Annotated in this window: 14 protein-coding genes; 8 read left to right on the forward strand and 6 right to left on the reverse strand. The window is 63.5% G+C overall.

Features of this window, described 5'->3' with window-relative positions:
* Positions 1-183: 183 nt before the first annotated feature.
* The 4 genes from AC07SI_RS05480 (at position 184) to AC07SI_RS05495 (ending at position 4,615) form a co-directional block, all read left to right on the forward strand.
* The gene (locus AC07SI_RS05480) at positions 184-1,818 is read left to right on the forward strand and encodes a methyl-accepting chemotaxis protein (protein WP_213551511.1); all 1,635 of its coding nucleotides are present in this window, start codon (positions 184-186) and stop codon (positions 1,816-1,818) included.
* Between the two features lie 140 nt (positions 1,819-1,958).
* Positions 1,959-2,522, forward strand: a complete 564-nt coding sequence (gene pnuC / locus AC07SI_RS05485; RefSeq protein ID WP_495005324.1) for a nicotinamide riboside transporter PnuC — start codon at positions 1,959-1,961, stop codon at positions 2,520-2,522.
* Positions 2,519-3,040 carry an AAA family ATPase gene (locus tag AC07SI_RS05490; RefSeq protein WP_495005325.1) on the forward strand — a complete coding sequence of 174 codons (522 nt, stop codon included), beginning with the start codon at positions 2,519-2,521 and terminating at the stop codon, positions 3,038-3,040. Before pnuC ends, AC07SI_RS05490 begins: the two co-directional genes overlap by 4 nt.
* A 69-nt stretch (positions 3,041-3,109) precedes the next feature.
* Positions 3,110-4,615 (forward strand): FAD-dependent oxidoreductase, encoded by a 1,506-nt coding sequence (locus AC07SI_RS05495; protein WP_495005326.1) that lies wholly within the window; start codon positions 3,110-3,112, stop codon positions 4,613-4,615.
* Here the strand turns inward: AC07SI_RS05495 and AC07SI_RS05500 are convergent.
* Positions 4,612-5,406, reverse strand: coding sequence for an exodeoxyribonuclease III (locus tag AC07SI_RS05500; RefSeq protein WP_495005327.1), 795 nt, complete (start codon positions 5,404-5,406; stop codon positions 4,612-4,614). The genes AC07SI_RS05495 and AC07SI_RS05500 overlap by 4 nt on opposite strands.
* A gap of 140 nt (positions 5,407-5,546) precedes the next feature.
* On the reverse strand, positions 5,547-7,271 hold the full coding sequence (ggt, locus tag AC07SI_RS05505) for a gamma-glutamyltransferase (RefSeq protein WP_495005328.1): 1,725 nt from the start codon (positions 7,269-7,271) through the stop codon (positions 5,547-5,549).
* Between the two features lie 159 nt (positions 7,272-7,430).
* Here ggt and AC07SI_RS05510 point away from each other — a divergent pair, with 159 nt between their 5' ends.
* A complete protein-coding gene (locus AC07SI_RS05510) occupies positions 7,431-8,078 on the forward strand; it encodes a TetR/AcrR family transcriptional regulator (RefSeq protein WP_106804025.1) in 648 nt (215 codons plus the stop codon).
* A gap of 70 nt (positions 8,079-8,148) precedes the next feature.
* Here AC07SI_RS05510 and AC07SI_RS05515 read toward each other — a convergent pair whose 3' ends face one another.
* From AC07SI_RS05515 to AC07SI_RS05530, 4 genes are all read right to left on the reverse strand, one after another.
* Positions 8,149-11,676: a molybdopterin cofactor-binding domain-containing protein gene (locus AC07SI_RS05515; RefSeq protein ID WP_495005329.1), complete on the reverse strand. Its 3,528-nt coding sequence runs from the start codon at positions 11,674-11,676 to the stop codon at positions 8,149-8,151.
* A 5-nt stretch (positions 11,677-11,681) separates the two neighbouring features.
* Positions 11,682-12,164, reverse strand: a complete 483-nt coding sequence (locus AC07SI_RS05520; RefSeq protein WP_106804026.1) for a (2Fe-2S)-binding protein — start codon at positions 12,162-12,164, stop codon at positions 11,682-11,684.
* A 401-nt stretch (positions 12,165-12,565) separates the two neighbouring features.
* Positions 12,566-13,000: a MarR family winged helix-turn-helix transcriptional regulator gene (locus AC07SI_RS05525; protein WP_065904969.1), complete on the reverse strand. Its 435-nt coding sequence runs from the start codon at positions 12,998-13,000 to the stop codon at positions 12,566-12,568.
* 189 nt (positions 13,001-13,189) lie between these two features.
* Positions 13,190-14,242 carry a 2,5-dihydroxypyridine 5,6-dioxygenase gene (locus tag AC07SI_RS05530; protein ID WP_106804027.1) on the reverse strand — a complete coding sequence of 351 codons (1,053 nt, stop codon included), beginning with the start codon at positions 14,240-14,242 and terminating at the stop codon, positions 13,190-13,192.
* A gap of 307 nt (positions 14,243-14,549) precedes the next feature.
* Here AC07SI_RS05530 and AC07SI_RS05535 point away from each other — a divergent pair, with 307 nt between their 5' ends.
* Genes AC07SI_RS05535 through AC07SI_RS05545 form a run of 3 tightly spaced genes read left to right on the forward strand, consistent with a single transcriptional unit; the run spans position 14,550 to position 17,244 of the window.
* A complete protein-coding gene (locus AC07SI_RS05535; RefSeq protein WP_065904961.1) occupies positions 14,550-15,683 on the forward strand; it encodes an FAD-dependent monooxygenase in 1,134 nt (377 codons plus the stop codon).
* Positions 15,680-16,477: an alpha/beta fold hydrolase gene (locus AC07SI_RS05540; protein ID WP_495005330.1), complete on the forward strand. Its 798-nt coding sequence runs from the start codon at positions 15,680-15,682 to the stop codon at positions 16,475-16,477. Before AC07SI_RS05535 ends, AC07SI_RS05540 begins: the two co-directional genes overlap by 4 nt.
* A 14-nt stretch (positions 16,478-16,491) precedes the next feature.
* A complete protein-coding gene (locus tag AC07SI_RS05545) occupies positions 16,492-17,244 on the forward strand; it encodes a maleate cis-trans isomerase family protein (RefSeq protein WP_010210656.1) in 753 nt (250 codons plus the stop codon).
* The last annotated feature ends 257 nt before the right edge of the window (positions 17,245-17,501 follow it).

Raw genomic sequence — 17,501 nt, forward strand, 5'->3', positions numbered from 1 at the left:
CTTTTAATGTTCACTGACGGGCACACCCAAGGCCCGGCGTTGATTCTCAACGCCGGCCTGCAAAAATTCCGTGAAAAATCAGGCAGTACTCAGGTTTTGCGATTGCAGGCCGAAAGCCTATCAGACAAGGCGTAAAAGTCGATGCAGCACCCACAATTATAAAAAGCACGGAGTGACAGGACGATGAACAGTTTGCGCAATATGTCGATCAGTCGGCGCCTCTGGCTGATCCTGATAGTCGCCGTGCTGATGCTGTTTGCCCTGGGTTTATTGATGCTCAGGCAGATTCATGACGACCTGTACCAGGCCAAGCGCCAGCAGACCCAGCACGTGGTCCAGACCGCCAGCGGCATCCTGACGTTTTATCACAGCCTCGAAACCACTGGCGTGATGACCCGTGACGCTGCGCAGAAGCAGGCCTTGAGCGCGGTGCGTGGCTTGCGCTACGACCATGACGACTACTTCTGGATTAACGACCTGACCCCCGTGATGATCATGCACCCGGCCAACCCCAAGCTGGACGGCCAGAACCTCTCGGCCATCCGTGACCCCGACGGGTTTGCGGTGTTCAACGAATTCGTGATCCTGGCCAAGGCCAAGGGCGCCGGCATCGTCAACTACCGCTGGCCGAAACCCGGCGCCGAAGCGCCGGTGGCGAAAACCTCGTATATCCAGCTGTTCGAGCCGTGGGGCTGGATCATCGGCTCCGGCGTGTACGTGGATGATGTGCAGGCCGAGTTCAGCGGCCAGGTGTGGAAAGCCTCGGTGATCGGCCTGGGCATCGCGCTGGTCATGGCGCTGCTGGTCACGCTGATCGCCCGCAGCATCGTGCAGCCATTGCAGGCAGCGGTGAACGCCATGGGCAACATCGCCAGCGGCGAAAGCGACCTCACGCGCAGCCTCGACACCCACGGCGACGACGAAGTCACCCAACTGTCCCGGCACTTCAACAGCTTCACCGCCAAGCTGCGCCAGGTGGTCAGCCAGTTGCAGGTGTGCGCCAACGCGCTCGGCGAGTCGTCCAGGGAGCTGGGCACCAACGCCACCCAGGCCCATGCTCGCAGCCAGCAGCAGTCCCAGCAGATGGAACTGGTGGCCACCGCAATCAATGAGGTCACCTATGGCGTGCAGGACGTGGCCAAGAACGCCGAACACGCCGCCAGCGAAATGCGCGACGCCCAGGTCCAGGCCCAGCAAGGCCAGGTCAATATCGACGGCAGCCTGCAGCAGATCGACCACCTCTCCGGCACCATCCGCCAGGCCGTCGAAGTGATCCGCACCCTGTCCAGCGAAAGCACGCAGATTGGCGGGGTGCTGGAGGTGATCCGCTCGATCGCCGACCAGACCAACCTGCTCGCGCTGAACGCCGCGATTGAAGCGGCGCGCGCTGGTGAACAAGGCCGTGGCTTTGCGGTGGTAGCCGACGAAGTGCGCCTGCTGGCCCAGCGCACACAGAAGTCGACTGCCGAGATCCAACTGATGATCGAGCGTTTGCAGGGGCATTCGGAAGCGGCGGTCAAGGTCATCAGCGACAGCCACAGCGCATCGCAACTGACCATCGAACAAGCCGGCCAGGCCGGGGCCAGCCTCAATGCCATCGGCCAGGCCCTGCGCAACCTCAACGGCCTGAATGCCTCGATTGCCAGCGCCACCCTGCAACAGGCGCACGTAGTCGAAGACATCAACCAGAACGTGACCCAGGCGGCCGGCTTGTCCCACAGCACGGCGCTGGCGGCGGAACAGTCGAGCGCCGCCAGCGTGCAGTTGCGCGGCTTGAGCGAACAACTCGACGGCCTGCTGCGCCAATTCAAAGTCTGACTGTAGGTGCCGACTGGCCGGCGATGAGGCCCTTGGGATCCATGCGAGACTCAAGGGCGCCATCGCCGGCAAGCCAGCTCCAACAATGGTTGATCTTTGGTTACAATCCCCGCCCTCTGCCATTCGCCCAAGGAACCACCATGTCCGCGCTTGAACTGTTCGCCGCTGCCCTGGGGGTGATTGCCGTGTGGCTGACGGTCAAGCAGAACCCTTGGTGCTGGCCGATCGGGCTGATCATGGTGTTGCTCTACACCTGGGTATTCTTCGACGTGAAGCTGTATTCCGACATGCTCCTGCAAGTCGTCTACGCGGCCCTGCAGGTCTACGGCTGGTGGCAGTGGACCCGCGCCGGCGAGGTCAAGCAGGGGCGCCAGGTCACCAGCCTGGGCGTGCCGGCGATCATCGCCAGCCTCGCGGTGGGCGCGGTCGGCAGCCTGTTGCTCGGCGCCGCCATGGCCCGTTGGACCGACGCCGCCCAACCCTGGCTGGACGCCGCCCTCACCGGCTTCAGCCTGGTGGCGCAAATGTGGATGGCGCAAAAACGCGTGCAGTGCTGGCCGCTGTGGATTGCCGTGGATGTGATCTTCGTCGGGCTGTTTCTCTACAAAGGCCTGTACCTTACCGCCGCGCTGTATGCGCTGTTCACCGTGATCGCCGTGCAGGGCTGGCGTGAATGGCGCGCCGATCCGGCGTTGCACGCATGAAAGTGGTCGTACTCGCCGGCCCCGAGTCCAGCGGCAAAAGCTGGCTGGCAGCAGAGTTGCAGGCGCACTTCGGCGGGCTGATGGTCGGTGAATACGTGCGCTATTTCATCGACCATCACCAGCGTGATACCACCCTCGCGGACATCCCCGCCATCGCCCGTGGCCAGCTGGCCTGGGAAGATGCCGCCCGCGCCCAGCAGCCGCGCCTGCTGATGCTCGACACGCACCTGCTGACCAACAAACTCTGGAGCCAGACGCTGTTCGGTGACTACCCGGCATGGCTCGACGATGAGTTGCTGGCGCGGCATTACGACCTGCACCTGCTGCTGTCTCCCGACGACGTCGAGTGGACGGCGGACGGGCAACGCTGCCAACCGCAACTGGCCGATCGACAGGCGTTCTTCCAGGCCAGCCTCGACTGGATCGAGCAGCACCAGCAGCCCACCCTGGTGATCGGCGGCAATTGGCAGGAACGCCGCGCCAAAGCCTTCGCCGCCGTGGCGCGAGTGTTGGAATAACGACCGACCATCGGGTCAACGCAGTCCATCGTCCTGCTCGCCAGTCAATCTTCTAAAGGAGATTGGCCCATGAACATGCGCATCGTTGCCCGCCTGATCAACCTGCCCGAAAACCGTGGTGTTCGTGTCGAAACCGCCGCCCACCCCGTGCTGCTGGTGCGCGTCGGTGACCAGGTGCGGGCGTTCGAGGCGGACTGCCCGCACGCTGGCGCGCCGCTCGAACAAGGCGTGATCTGCAACGGGCATATCGTGTGCCCGTGGCACAAGGCGGCCTTTGCCGTGGAAAGTGGCGCCGTGCGGGAACCCCCGGCACTGGTCGGGCTCAAGCAATACCCGGTGCAAGTGCATGATGGCGTGGTCAGCGTCGGCGATACCGCTCTGCGCGCCGAGCCCACGCCACTGCCACACGATTCACGCTGCTTTGCGGTGATCGGTGCCGGCGCAGCAGGTGCAGCGGCCGTGGCCAGCCTGCAACGCGACGGGTTTGCCGGGCGCCTGCTGTGGATCGACCGCGAACCGAACCCTGCCTACGATCGCACCGCCCTGAGCAAATTCGTGATTGCCGGCCAGATGGCTGCCGATGACACGCCTGCCCTGCTGGACGAGGCCGTGGTGATTCACGGCGAGGTGCAGCGCCTCGACGCCGCGGCCAAACGCATCGAACTGGTCGACGGCCGACACTTCGACTACGACGCCGCGCTCGTGGCCACCGGCGGCGATGCCCAGCGCCTGGACATCCCCGGCGCCGTGCTGAATAACGTGTTCGTGCTGCGCAGCCGCGACGATGCTGCACGGATCAGCGCGGCGGCGGCCTCGGCGACCTGTGCGGTGATCATCGGTGACAGTTTTATCGGCCTGGAGGCAGCGTCGGCCCTGCGTCAGCGTGGCCTCGTGGTGCAGGTGGTCAGCCGCCACGCCATCCCGCTGGCCGCGCAATTGGGGCCGCGCATTGGCGCCGCCATCCGCCAGTTGCATGAAGACCACGGGGTGATCTTCCACAGCAATACCGAGCCCGAACGCCTGGATGGGCATGGCGCCGTCAGTACGGTGCTGTTGAAAAATGGCAACCGCCTGGCCGCCGACCTGGTGCTCATCGGCGTCGGCGTACAACCGGCCACCGACTTTATCGACGGGGTGCAAAAAGCCGAGGACCACTCACTGCAGGTCGATGCGTACCTGCAGGCAGCCCCGGGCCTGTGGGCCGCCGGCGACAACGTGACCTTTGCCTGGCAACAGCATCCCACGCGCATCGAGCACTGGCGCGTGGCCCAGCAACTGGGGGTGCTGGCGGCGCGCAACATGCTCGGTGAAGCCCAAACGTATGCCGATGTGCCGTTCTTCTGGACCTACCACTTCGACAAGACCTTCGAGCTGCTCGGCCACCCGCGACACTGGAACCGCCTGCACCTGGAAGGCGACCTGCACCACCATGACTTCATCGCCCTGCTCTGCCATGACGACCAGGTTGAAGCGGTGATTGCCTGCGAACACCAGCAGGCCATGGCCGACCTCTCACAGCGCATGCAGCAGCCCCTGGGCAAAGCCGAAGCCCTGGACATCATCCGCCGCCGTTAACGCTTTTTGCGCGTGCCCAGTTGAATCCACGTCGGCGCATGGTCGCTGGCGTGCGGCTCGTTGCGCACCCAGGCATCCACGCCAGCATCCTTGAGGTACGGCGTGAGCGCCGGGTTGAGCAGCAGGTGGTCGATGCGCAGGCCGGCGTTTTTCTGCCAGTGCTGGCGAAAGTAATCCCAGAAGGTATACACCCGTGCCTCGGGATACAGATGGCGCACGGAATCAGTCCAGCCCTGCTCCAGCAGGCGCTGGTAAGCGGCGCGGCTTTCCGGTTGCAGCAAGGCATCCTTGAGCCAGGAGCGCGGGTTGTAGATGTCCAGGTCGGTGGGCACCACGTTGAAATCGCCAGCCAGCAGCACCGGGTGCTCACTGGCCTGCAACGCTTTGGCATAGGCAATCAGCCGTTCGAACCAGGCCAGCTTGTACTCGAATTTCGGCCCAGGCTGCGGGTTGCCATTGGGCAGGTACAGGCAGCCGACCAGCACACCGTGCACGGCGGCTTCGAGATAACGGCTTTGCGTGTCGTGCTCGTCACCGGGCAATCCGCGCCGGCTCTCCAGCGGCTGGGCATCGCGCGCCAGGATCGCCACGCCATTCCACGACGCCTGGCCCAGGCAGATCGCCCCGTAGCCGGCGGCTTCGAAGTCGGCATAAGGGAACAGGCTGTCGGGCGCCTTGAGTTCCTGCAGGCAGACGATGTCGGGCTGATCGCGCGCCAGCCATTGCAGCAGGTTGGGCAGGCGGGCACGAATACCGTTGATATTGAACGTGGCGATTTTCAGGGCTTTCATCGCAGCGGATCCTTGCAGGGCTCTTGGGGTAGAGCCTGCAAGGCGTGCAGATGTTCAATCCAGGTCGGTCAAGCGCGTGATACCGACAGCCAGGGCAGCCTTGCGCTGTCCCTGGCCCACCGGCATCAGCCCCTCAGGCCTCAGTAGCCCAGGGACAGACCGGTATTGCGACGCGGATCGTTGGCGCCGTAGAAGCGGTTGTTGCCCACCGGCTTGCCGTCCAGGGATGGCGCACCGACCAGGATAGCGGCCAGGTGGTTGGCATCCTGGGGACCGGCAAACTTGTGGCCCCAGCTCTCCAGGATCTTCTGGGTGTCCGGGCTGACCGCGAAGGTCTCGAGGTTGGTGGTGTCCGGCATCCACTGCTGGTGGAAACGCGGCGCGTCCACGGCTTCCTGAATGTTCATCTTGTAGTCGATGACATTGAGGATGGTCAGCAACGTCGCGGTGATGATGCGGCTGCCACCTGGCGTGCCCACCACCATCACGGCCTTGCCATCCTTGGTCACGATGGTCGGGCTCATCGACGACAGCGGCGCCTTGCCCGGCGCGATGGCGTTCGCTTCGCCCTGGACCAGGCCGTACATGTTCGGCACGCCGACCTTGACGGTGAAGTCGTCCATTTCATCGTTGAGGATCACCCCGGTCTTGCTCGCCATCACGCCCGCACCGAACCAGTCGTTGAGGGTGTAGGTCACCGACACCGCGTTGCCCCACTTGTCGACGATCGAATAGTGAGTGGTGTTGTTGCCTTCATGCGGCGACACGCCCGGCTTGATTGCCTGGGAGTCCCCGGCCTTCTGCGGTTCGATGGCGGCGCGCAGCTTGGCGGCGTAGTCCTTGTCCAGCAGATGGGCGATCGGATTCTTCACGAAATCCGGGTCACCGAGGTAGCTGTTACGGTCCACGTAGGCGTGGCGCATCGCTTCGATCTGGTAGTGCAGGCCCTGGGCCGAGTGATAGCCGAGGTCAGCCATCGGGTAGCCTTCGAGGATGTTCATGATCTGGCAGATCACCACGCCACCGGAGCTCGGAGGCGGTGCCGAGACCACGTGGTAGCCACGGTAGTCGCACTCGATGGGCGCCAGTTCACGGGTCTTGTACTTGTCGAGGTCGGCCTGGGTGATGATGCCCTTGCCGGCCTGGCTGGAATCCACCAGCGCCTTGGCGACCCAGCCTTTATAGAAGCCGTCGCTGCCCTTGGCGGAGATTTCCTTGAGGGTCTTGGCCAGGTCTTTCTGCACCAGTTTCTGGCCGACCTGCATCGGCTGGCCGTTGTGCAGGAAGATCCCGCGCATGTCCTGGTCTTTTTCGAACTCGCCGGTGGCGGTGTGCAGCAGGTCGATATCACCCTGCTCCAGCTCGAAACCCTTTTCCGCCAGCTTGATCGCCGGGGCAATCACCTGGGCGCGCTTGAGGGTGCCGTATTTGCTCAGGGCCAGTTCCATGCCAGACACGGTGCCGGGCACGCCGACGGCCAGGTGGCCTTTGGCACTGAGGCCTTCGACGACATTGCCGGCCTTGTCCAGGTACATGTCGGCGGTGGCCGCCAACGGGGCTTTTTCGCGGAAGTCGAGGAAGGTCTTGCGTCCGTCGGCCAGCTGCACGGTCATGAAACCGCCGCCACCGAGGTTGCCGGCCGCCGGGTACACCACGGCCAGCGCATAGCCGACTGCCACGGCCGCATCGACCGCGTTGCCGCCGGCCTTGAGTACATCCACACCGACATGAGTGGCCAAATGCTGGGCCGTCACCACCATGCCGTTTTCACCGGCCACCGGGGCCTGGGACGCGGCGTGAACGCCACTGACCGTCAACACCAGTGCAGTGGCAATCAAGGTACGGCTGAAGGGTTGGTATTTCATCCATGGCTACTCTAGTTATTGAGACGCACCAAAATAGCCCGTCGCGGGTTTAATCCCCAGTGCAATGGCGTTTTTATTACAGAACTTGTCGGTCACAGAACGGCCGGCAAAATGCCCATGCTATATTTCGCGCCAAACTGTCGTCGAAGGCGCGCTGGCATGGCAATCAAGAAGACCGGGATCCGAGCCCAACAGGCGGACCAGACACGCGCGCGCATCCTGCAGGCGGCGATCAAGGTGTTTACCCGCGACGGCTATTCCGGCGGGCGTGTCGACAGTATTTCCAAGGAAGCGGACTCCAACGACCGCATGCTTTATTACTATTTCGGCAGCAAGGAGCACCTGTTCGTCTGCGTGCTGGAACACACCTACGAGCAGTTCAACAAAGCCGAAAGCACGCTCAAGCTGGACCTCGACACGCCAGTGCAGGCCCTGCGCGAACTGGTGGCATTTATCTGGAACTACTACGTCAAGCACCCGGAGTTCGTGGCGATCCTGAGCATCGAGAACCTGCACCAGGGCAAACACGCGCAGCAGTCCGGCGAATTGCGCCGATTGTCCGGGGAAGCAGTCGGCGTGCTGCGCCCGATCATCGAGGCCGGCCAGGCCCAGGGCGTGTTCCGCGAGGATGTCGACCTCAAGCACGTGTACCTGATGATCGCCTCGCTCTGCTACTTCTATAACTCCAACCGCCACACCCTCAGCTCATTCCTCGGCGAGGACTTGTCGAACAAGCGCCAGCAGCAGGATTGGCTGGGGTTTATCAGTGACTTGGTGGTGCGGGGCGTCACCCCGGTCTCCGTGTAGAAACCCATTCCAATTGTGGGAGCCGGGCTTGCCCGGCGCCCACAGTTGATCGGCTTATCGCCCGGGCTATTTAGTGCGTACCGGGGTTCGCACGCAAGTCAGCGACCTTCTGCTCCAGGCCACTCCATGCCGGCGCGTTCGGCGCAAACTGCCCGCGCAGATAGCCGACCAGTTCCGCCACCTGCGTGTTCGACAGGCTGTCCTTGAAACCCGGCATGTACCCCAGGTCCTTGGTCGCAGGGTTGCTGATGCCTTGCAAAATCACCTTGATCAAATTATCCGGCTGATCGCTGTGCACATTGGTATTGGTCGCCAATGAGGGGCTGACCCCAAACAGCTTCGGTCCCAGGCCGTCGGCATGGCAGGCCTTGCACGAACCCTCGAACACGCGTCGGCCATTCGGATTCGGCACCGTCACTGCGGCGGCGACCTTGGTCTCGGCCGCCGCCTCGCCATTCAGCGACGCCAGGTACACCGCCATCGCGCGGATATCCGCCTTGGGCAACTTCGCCAACTCACTCACCACCGGGCCCATCGGGCCGGCGGCCACCCCATGCGAATCGGAATAGCCGGTGCTCAAATAGGTGAACAACTGCTCTTCGGTCCACGGCGTCGGCGCCTTGGACAACCCCGTCAATGCCGGCGCTTCCCAGCCATCCACTATGCCCCCTGCCAGGAACGACTGGCCGCCCTTCTCCGCGCCCATCAGGTTACGCGGCGAATGGCAGGCGGCGCAGTGCCCCAGGCCATTGACCAGATAGTTGCCACGGTTCCACTGCTCACCGCGTTCAGGCTGTGGCGTGATCTCACCGCGCCGCAGGTTCAGCGCATTCCAGCCCGCCATCAACGGCCGGATGTTGAACGGAAAGCGCATGGCATTCGGTGTCGGCGCCTGGCTGACCGGGGCCTGGGACATCAGGTAGGCATACAGCGCCTGCATGTCGGCATCGTCGATATTGCGAAACGCGGTGTAGGGAAACGCCGGGTAGAGGTTGCGCCCACCACGGCCAATGCCGTCGCGCATCGCTCGCTCGAACGCCGGGTACGACCAGGCGCCGATGCCGGTTTTGACATCCGGGGTGATGTTGCTGCTGTACAGCGTGCCGAACGGCGTTTGCATTGCCAGCCCACCGGCATTGGTCGCGCCACCGGGCGCCGTGTGGCACACCGCGCAATCGCCGACGGCCGCCAGCAGGCGCCCGCGTTCCAGGGTGGCCTTGGACCAGGTGCCGGCGCTGGGCGGCGCTATCGGCGCGATCTCGGGGTGAAACGGCCAGGCCGTGGCCAGCAACGCGCCCAAGCTCGCGAACAGCGCACCGAACCACCATTTACGGCGTTTTTGCGGCGACTTGGCCGGCTCACCCAAGGTCCCGGCGTTCAGCGCCGCCAATACGCGCTCCGGGGTGATCGGCAACTCGCGAAAGCGAATCCCGGTGGCATCGTAGATCGCGTTGGCAATCGCCGCCGCGCTGGGCACCGAGGCGGACTCACCGGCGCCCATCGGTGGCTGGTCCTGGCGCGGCATCATCAGCACGTCGATCTGTGGCACTTGCGGGAACGTCAGGATCGGATAACCGCCCCACTCTTTGCTCGCCACCGTCGACTCTTCAAAGGTCACGCGCTCCTTGAGCACGCGGCTGGTGGACTGGATCACATTGCCGTGGATCTGATGCTGCACCCCCGCCGGGTTGATCATCATCCCCGAATCATGACCGATCACCACCCGCGTCACCGACACATCGCCGGTCTGCTTGTCGATCGCCACGTCCGCGACCCAGGCCGCCCATGCCGCGCCGAAGCCGGGAAACTTGCTGTGGATGTAGCGCGCGTAGGCAAAGCCACGGCCACGCAGCAGGTGGTCTGGATTGGCGGTCTGCATCGGCGCGGTGCGCGGCGACCAGTTGGCGCGTTCGGCGGTGGATTTCACCAGGTCGATGGCGCGCTCGTCCTTGAGGTAGCGCAGGCGGTATTCCACCGGGTCGACGCCAGCGGCAAACGCCAATTCATCGATATAGGATTCATGCGCGAAGGTATTGGGCAACGCCGACACGCCGCGCATCCACGATGCACGCACGATGGGCGCCATGTCGTTGATGGTCACGCGCATGTTGTCGATGTCGTACGGCGGGATCGAGGTGCGGTCGCCCATTTCGAACATCGCCGCCACCGGCTCCACGCGCCCCGTCAGCAGCAATGCCAGGGTTGGCGCGCCGTTGGACGGGTAGCTGGTTTCGAAGTCATAGGCGGCGATGCTGCCGTCGGCGTTGAGGCCGCCGTCGACGTCCATCAACTGCCCGGTGCCCTTGGGTTCCCACAGGTGTTCCTGCTCGCGGGTCAATTGCACGCGCACCGGCTTGCCCACCGCGCGCGACAGCAACAAGGCGTCGGCGCAGACATCGTCAGCGCAGTTACGCCCGTAGCAGCCGGAGGCTTCCATGCGGATCACGTCGATCAGCGCCTCATCGCATTCGAGCAGCCACGCGAGGTCAGCGCGCAGCAGGTGCGGGTTCTGGCTGCCGGACCAGACGCGACTGCCGCTGGCTTGATAGTCCGCCACGCCACAGGACGGGCCGATCGAACCGTGCATCTGGTAAGGCCACAAATAACTGCGCGACAGGCGCTGGCTGGCACCCGCCAGCGCTTCATCGACATTGCCCTGGTCGAGGACGGTGCGGCGCACCCGTGGATTGTCGCGGATGGCTTGTTCCACATCGCTCATGTCCGGCAACCCATTGTTCCAAGGCTTCCAGTCCACCTGCAGCGCCTCGGCGGCCTTGATCGCCTGCTCCTCACGCAGCGCCACCACGCCGACAAAATCGCGGATCACCACGACTGCGACGATGCCGGGGATATGCGCGATGGAGGCCTCGTCCACGCGCAGCAGGCTGTTGCCGACAAACTCGCCGCAATCCAGGCCGGCGTACGGCGGGCGGATCACCCGCCCATGGAGCATGTCGGGCACGCGCATGTCGTGCACATAGGTCAGTTCGCCGGTGGCCTTGCCGGGGATATCCACCCGCGCAGCGCCCTTGCCTACCAGGCGGTAATCCTCGACGGCCTTGAGCGGTGCGTCGCCGCTGATGCGCAACTGGTCGTGCTGGCCGCTGACCAGTTCGCCGTAGGTGGTGGTGCGCCCGTCCGCCGCTTGAATCACACCGGCGTCGACCTTGAGGCTGGCGGTGCTTACTCCCCAGCGCCCCGCCGCCCGCGCCAGCAAGAAGCGCCGCGCTTCGGCGGCCGCATTGCGCAAGGGCACGGCGGAAATCTGCAAGGTCGCGCTGGCAATCGTCGCGCCCTGGTTCGGCACGCGCTCGGTGTCGCCAAGCACCATCTTCACCTGGTCCATGCCCAGGTCGAGTTCTTCGGCGACGATCTGCGCCAGCGAAGTGCGGATGCCGGTGCCCAAATCCACATGGCCGTTGAATGCATACACCAGGCCGTCGTCGTTGACGGCGATAAACAGCCCCAGTTCCTTGGGCTTCACGGTCGGCGTACCGCCCTTGGCCACCGGGCCCGAAGGCGGCAGCACGTCATCGACGATCAACAGGACGCCGGCCTTGGCCAGCCACTGGTCACGGGAAAGCGGAGTGTCGGTCATGGTCATCAATCCACGGTCATGAGGCGAGCGGCACGCAGCACCGCGCGGAGGATTTCGATATGGGTGCCGCAGCGACAGAGGTTGCCCGACAGCTCGTTGCGCACCTGGGCTTCGCTGGGGTTGGGGTTACGGTCGAGCAAGGCCTTGGTGGTCATGATCATGCCGTTGAGGCAGTAGCCGCATTGCGCGGCCTGCTCATCGATAAAGGCCTGCTGCACCGGATGCGGCGCCTGGCGCGTGCCGAGGCCTTCCAGGGTGACAATCTCGCGCCCCACCGCGCCGGACAGCGGGAACACACAGGAACGCGCCGCCACGCCATCGATGATCACCGTGCACGCACCGCACTCGCCCAGGCCGCAGCCGTACTTGGGGCCGTTGAGCTGCAGGTCATTGCGCAACACCAGCAACAGCGGCGTATCCGCCATGGCGCTGACGTCGCTTTGCTGCCCGTTGACCTCAAGCGTTACCGTGATGTGCTGGCTGATCATTCGCTTCGCCCGTAACAGTTGGTGAAGTAGTCACTACATTAAACAGTCAAAAAAAAGCGCCGCGGACCTGGGGTCTCACGACACACTTGACTGATGAAGTGGCTGCTACATCAACCTGGAGCAAAAACGGTGCCAATGGTGGGGAAGTGGTTAACAGACTACCTGTAGTGAGCAGTCTTCTTTTGTGGCGAGCGGGCTTGCCCCGCGTTGGGCTGCGAAGCAGCCCCAAAACCACACTCCGCAATTCTTCAGCAATAACTCAGCATGCTTGAAAGGGGCCGCTTCGCGCCCCAACGCGGGGCAAGCCCGCTCACCACAAGCAAGCTCGCTCACCACAAGCAAGCCCGCTCACCACAGGGAAGTCTGCTGAGCACCGCTGGTCAGCTCACAACCCTGCCGCCCTACTCCTGCGGATCCTCGATCATCTTGCGCAACAGGAACAGCACTGCCACGCGTTCGGCGGGGTTGAGGTTGCTCATGGTCAGCTCGCTGATCTGCGCAGCACGCGGCGCGGTTTGCGCGACCAGTTCGGCGCCAGCCGGGGACAGGTCGACCACAACTTTGCGCTTGTCCTGGGGGTCGGGCTCAAGCGTGATCAATTCCTTGGCTTTGAGCCGCTCGACGATACCGCGAATGGTCGCCTGGTCCACTGCCGTGGCCTTGACCAGTTCAGTCAGCGAACTTGCACCGTGATCGCGCAGCGCACACAGGGTGACGAACTGCACGGCGGTGAGCTGGGAGTCGCCGACATTCTGCTGAAAAATCGCCAGGTGACGCTGGTAAGCCTTGCGCAACAGGTGGCCAACTTGCTCAGAAAAAACGTAGGAATCAGGCACGGCGAAGCTCGGTGGGTGGCTAGCGATGGGGAAGCATGATGGCGAGGTTGTCGCAATGACTCAAGGATCTCATTGCCGGAACGCAGTCGAAATGTGGGAGCGGGCTTGCTCGCGAATGCGGTGTGCCAGGTGGCGCATTGTTGACTGACGTAGCGCATTCGCGAGCAAGCCCGCTCCCACAGTGGTTATTCAGCGTGCCAGGGAGGCTGGCGGTGCGACCACATCGCCGGCGATTACGACGGCCTGGTCATCCAGGTACACATCGCAATTGCGCAGCGGAATGTCCATGTGGCACGGCGTCTTGCGGGTCCCGCCCACTTCAGTGTTCGGCCCGGTGGAGAAGAGGAAATTGCCGTAGAACGCCCGCGCGTCCATGCACATGCCGTCGTTCTTGTCGTGCAGGCCCATGGCGGTCCATTGCGCCCGAGGCTGCAGGCCCCAGCCGATGTGGGAGATGCCGTACACCTCGGGGTCGTTGAAGTACTTCATGTAGTCGCGCAGGTACTCGGCCTCGAATCCCCCATGGATACCGGTAATAAAGCCCTTCTCGATCTCCAGGGTGATCTTCTCGCGGGTGTAGGTCTTGAACGGCAGCAGGATGTCGCCGATGTCCAGCACCAGCACGCCCTCGGCGGTTTCTTCGTTGGGCCAGGAGAACAGGAAGCCGCTGGGCCAGTGGTCCCAGCGCCCAGGCTCGTCGGCAAATCCGTACTCGGTCACCGACGGGTATTGCCCCAGTGCAGCGCGAAAATCGCTGCCGGCACGCGACTTCACATGAATCGAGCGCGCCTGCTTCAACAGCTGCTCGGCAGCCAGCACACGCACCTTGTCTTCCTCGGTAGGCAGCATCCGCGCCAGCACTTCCGGCGGCTCCACGGCCAGCAGGATACGTGTGCCGGTCTTGAGGATCTGCTCCTGCTCCGGCGAATGCAGCAACATCATGGTGTCGACAATCAGGTCGGCCGCTTCCAGCGCGCGTTGCGCGGCGATATTGCCGGTCAGCGCCGTGTCGCCGCAGTAGGCGGTCATGTCATTGCCCATCGCCCGTGGGTGATTGAACGATGGCAACTCCACCGCATACACCTTGGCCCCCAGGCGCTGCGCCGCATCCATCGCCGCGCGCACGGTGCGCGGGTCGGAGTAATGGCTCTTGAGCACCGCGACGCTCTGCGTCGGGTCGACCTTCGACAGCGTCAGCACGTGTTCAAACATCTGGGTCAGTTCGCAATCGCTTACCGGCATTTTCCTGTCTCCTGTGGGGCTGCACCACGTTCAGGCATCGCGCTTCACTCTGGTGCATTTTTATAGCGTATACGCCATTTAATAACGATAAGACCTGAATTAAAGGCGAACTGCAAGCACCACACCAAAACGTTACCTTTCCACACAAACCCAACAGATAAAGGGCAAAAAGCGTTACAGATGAAAATATCGGCAAAAAAATAAAAATGTGAAGGTGGGCTTCCCATTTCAAAATATGAGCGTATACACTTTAAAAACCTTGCGGACAGACGCCGCCGACAATCAACAAGAGAGAGGATCACGCCCCATGGGAAGCACACAAAAAATCGCCATCGTCGGTGCCGGCCTGGGCGGCGCGGCTGCAGCCACCCTGTTGCAGCAAGCCGGTTTCGATGTGGACGTGTACGAGCAGGCGCCGGAATTTTCCCGACTGGGCGCGGGGATCCACATGGGCCCCAACATCATGAAAATCTTCCGCCGCATGGGCATCGAAAAGCAGCTGGACCTGATGGGCTCGCACCCCGAGCACTGGTTCAGCCGCTGCGGCGAAAGTGGCGACTACCTCTCGCGCATTCCACTCACCGGCTACGGCGCGTCCTACATCACCGTGCACCGTGGCGACCTGCACGCGCTGCAGATGTCCACTCTCAAGCCCGGCACCCTGCACTTCAACAAGCGCCTGGAAACCCTCGAAGAAACCGACACCCAGGTGCGCCTGACCTTCGCCGACGGCGAAGTGACCTACGCCGACATCGTGATCGGCGCCGATGGCATCAATTCAAAGATCCGCGAAGAACTGCTCGGCGTGGAAAAACCGCTGTACAGCGGCTGGGTTGCGCACCGCGCGCTGATCCGTGGCGACCAGCTGGCCAAGTACGACCTCAAGTTCGAAGACTGCATCAAGTGGTGGACCGAAGACCGCCACATGATGGTGTATTACACCACCGGCAAGCGCGACGAGTACTACTACGTGACGGGCGTGCCGCATGCCGAATGGGACTTCCAGGGCGCGTTCGTCGACAGTAGCCGCGAAGAGATGTTCGACGCGTTCAAGGGCTACCACCCCACCGTACAGGCGCTGATCGAGTCCACCGAAAGCGTGACCAAATGGCCGCTGCGCAACCGCAATCCGTTGCCACTGTGGAGCCGTGGTCGCCTGGTGCTGCTGGGCGATGCCTGCCACCCGATGAAACCCCACATGGCCCAGGGCGCCGGCATGGCCATCGAAGACGCGGCGATGCTTACCCGCTGCCTGCAGGAAACCGGGATCAGCGACTACCGCACCGCGTTCCAGCTCTACGAAGCCAACCGCAAGGAGCGCGCCTCCCGCGTGCAGGCCGTGTCCAACGCCAACACCTGGCTGCGTACCCAGGAAGACCCGGCCTGGGTCTATGGCTATGACCTGTATGCCCAGGAACTGAAGTCGGGGGTGGCCGCGTGAGCACCTACCTCTACGGCGGCAACGTCCAGGCCAACGGCATTCGCCAACACTACCTGCGCTACGGCGGCAAAGGCCCGGCGCTGATCCTGATCCCCGGCATCACCAGCCCGGCGATCACCTGGGGCTTCGTCGCCGAGCGTCTTGGCGCGCAGTTCGACACCTACGTGCTGGACGTACGCGGTCGCGGCTTGTCGTCGACCGGGCCCGAACTGGACTACAGCGCCGACACCTGCGCCGAGGACATCGGTGCCTTTGCCGACGCACTCGGCCTTGAGAGCTACCACCTGATGGGCCACTCGATGGGCGCGCGCTTTGCTGTTCGCAGCGCCGTGCTGCATCCCCAGGGCGTCAACCGCGTGGTGCTGATCGACCCGCCCGTCTCCGGTCCGGGTCGCCGCGAATACCCGAGCAAGCTGCCGTGGTATGTCGATGCGATCCGCCAATCGCAGGTCGGCATGGATGGCGAGGCGATGCGCGCCTTCTGCGCCACCTGGACCGACGAGCAGCTGCAGTTGCGCGCGGAATGGCTGCACACCTGCTACGAGCCCGCCATCGTGCGTGCCTTCAATGACTTCCACAGCGTGGATTTCCACCAGCACCTGCCCCATCTGAAGGCCCCTGCCCTGTTGATGGTGGCCGGGCGTGGGGGCGTGATCCTCGATGACGACATTGCCGAAATCCAGGACCTGCAACCCGGCATCCAGGTCGCCCGCGTGCCGAATGCCGGACACATGATTCCCTGGGATGACCTCGACGGTTTCTTCCACGCCCTCGGCGACTTCCTCGAACAATAACCATGGAGACCACCATGCAGAAGCCTTACCGCATCGGCCAGATCGTGCCGAGTTCCAACACCACCATGGAAACCGAGATCCCGGCGATGCTCACCGCCCGCCAGGCGATCCGGCCCGAGCGTTTTACCTTTCACTCCAGTCGCATGCGCATGAAGCAAGTGCGCAAGGAAGAACTGGCGGCCATGGACGGCGAGTCCGACCGTTGCGCCGTCGAGCTGTCCGACGCCAAGGTCGACGTGCTGGGCTACGCGTGCCTGGTGGCGATCATGGCCATGGGCCTGGGTTACCACCGCAATTCCGAACAGCGCCTGCGCAAGGCCACCGCTGACAACGACGCCAACGCCCCGGTCATCACCAGTGCCGGCGCGCTGATCGAAGGCCTCAAGGTGATGGGTGCCAAGCGCATCGCGATTGTCGCGCCGTACATGAAGCCGCTGACCGAACTGGTGGTGAACTACATCCGTGAAGAAGGCTTCGAGGTGGTGGACTGGCGTGCGCTGGAGATTCCCGACAACCTCGAAGTGGCCCGCCACGACCCGGCCAACCTGCCGGCCATCGTCGCCGGGATGAACCTGGAAGGCGTCGACGTGATCGTGCTATCGGCCTGCGTGCAGATGCAGTCGCTGCCAGTGGTGGCCAAGGTCGAGGCGCAAACCGGCAAGCCAGTGCTTACCGCCGCCATCGCTACCACCTACGCCATGCTCAAGGCCCTGGACCTGGAACCCATCGTCCCCGGCGCGGGCGCCCTGCTGTCTGGTGCTTATTGAGGGAGCGAGGGAGTGGCTGAGACTTTTGTGGTAGGCGCGCTTGTTTTGTTGTGAGCGGGCTTGTTGTGAATTGCAGGCTTTTTTGTGGACTGCAGGCTTGTTGTGGTGAGCGGGCTTGCCCCGCGTTGGGGGGCGAAGCCGCCCTGAAACCAGGCACCGCGGACTGCCTGAAAGACCTCATGGGCTCTATTGGGGCGGCTTCGCCACCCAACGCGGGGCAAGCCCGCTCACCACAAAAAAAGCCCGCTCACGACAAC

Source organism: Pseudomonas sp. GW821-FHT05D12 (assembly GCF_059419825.1).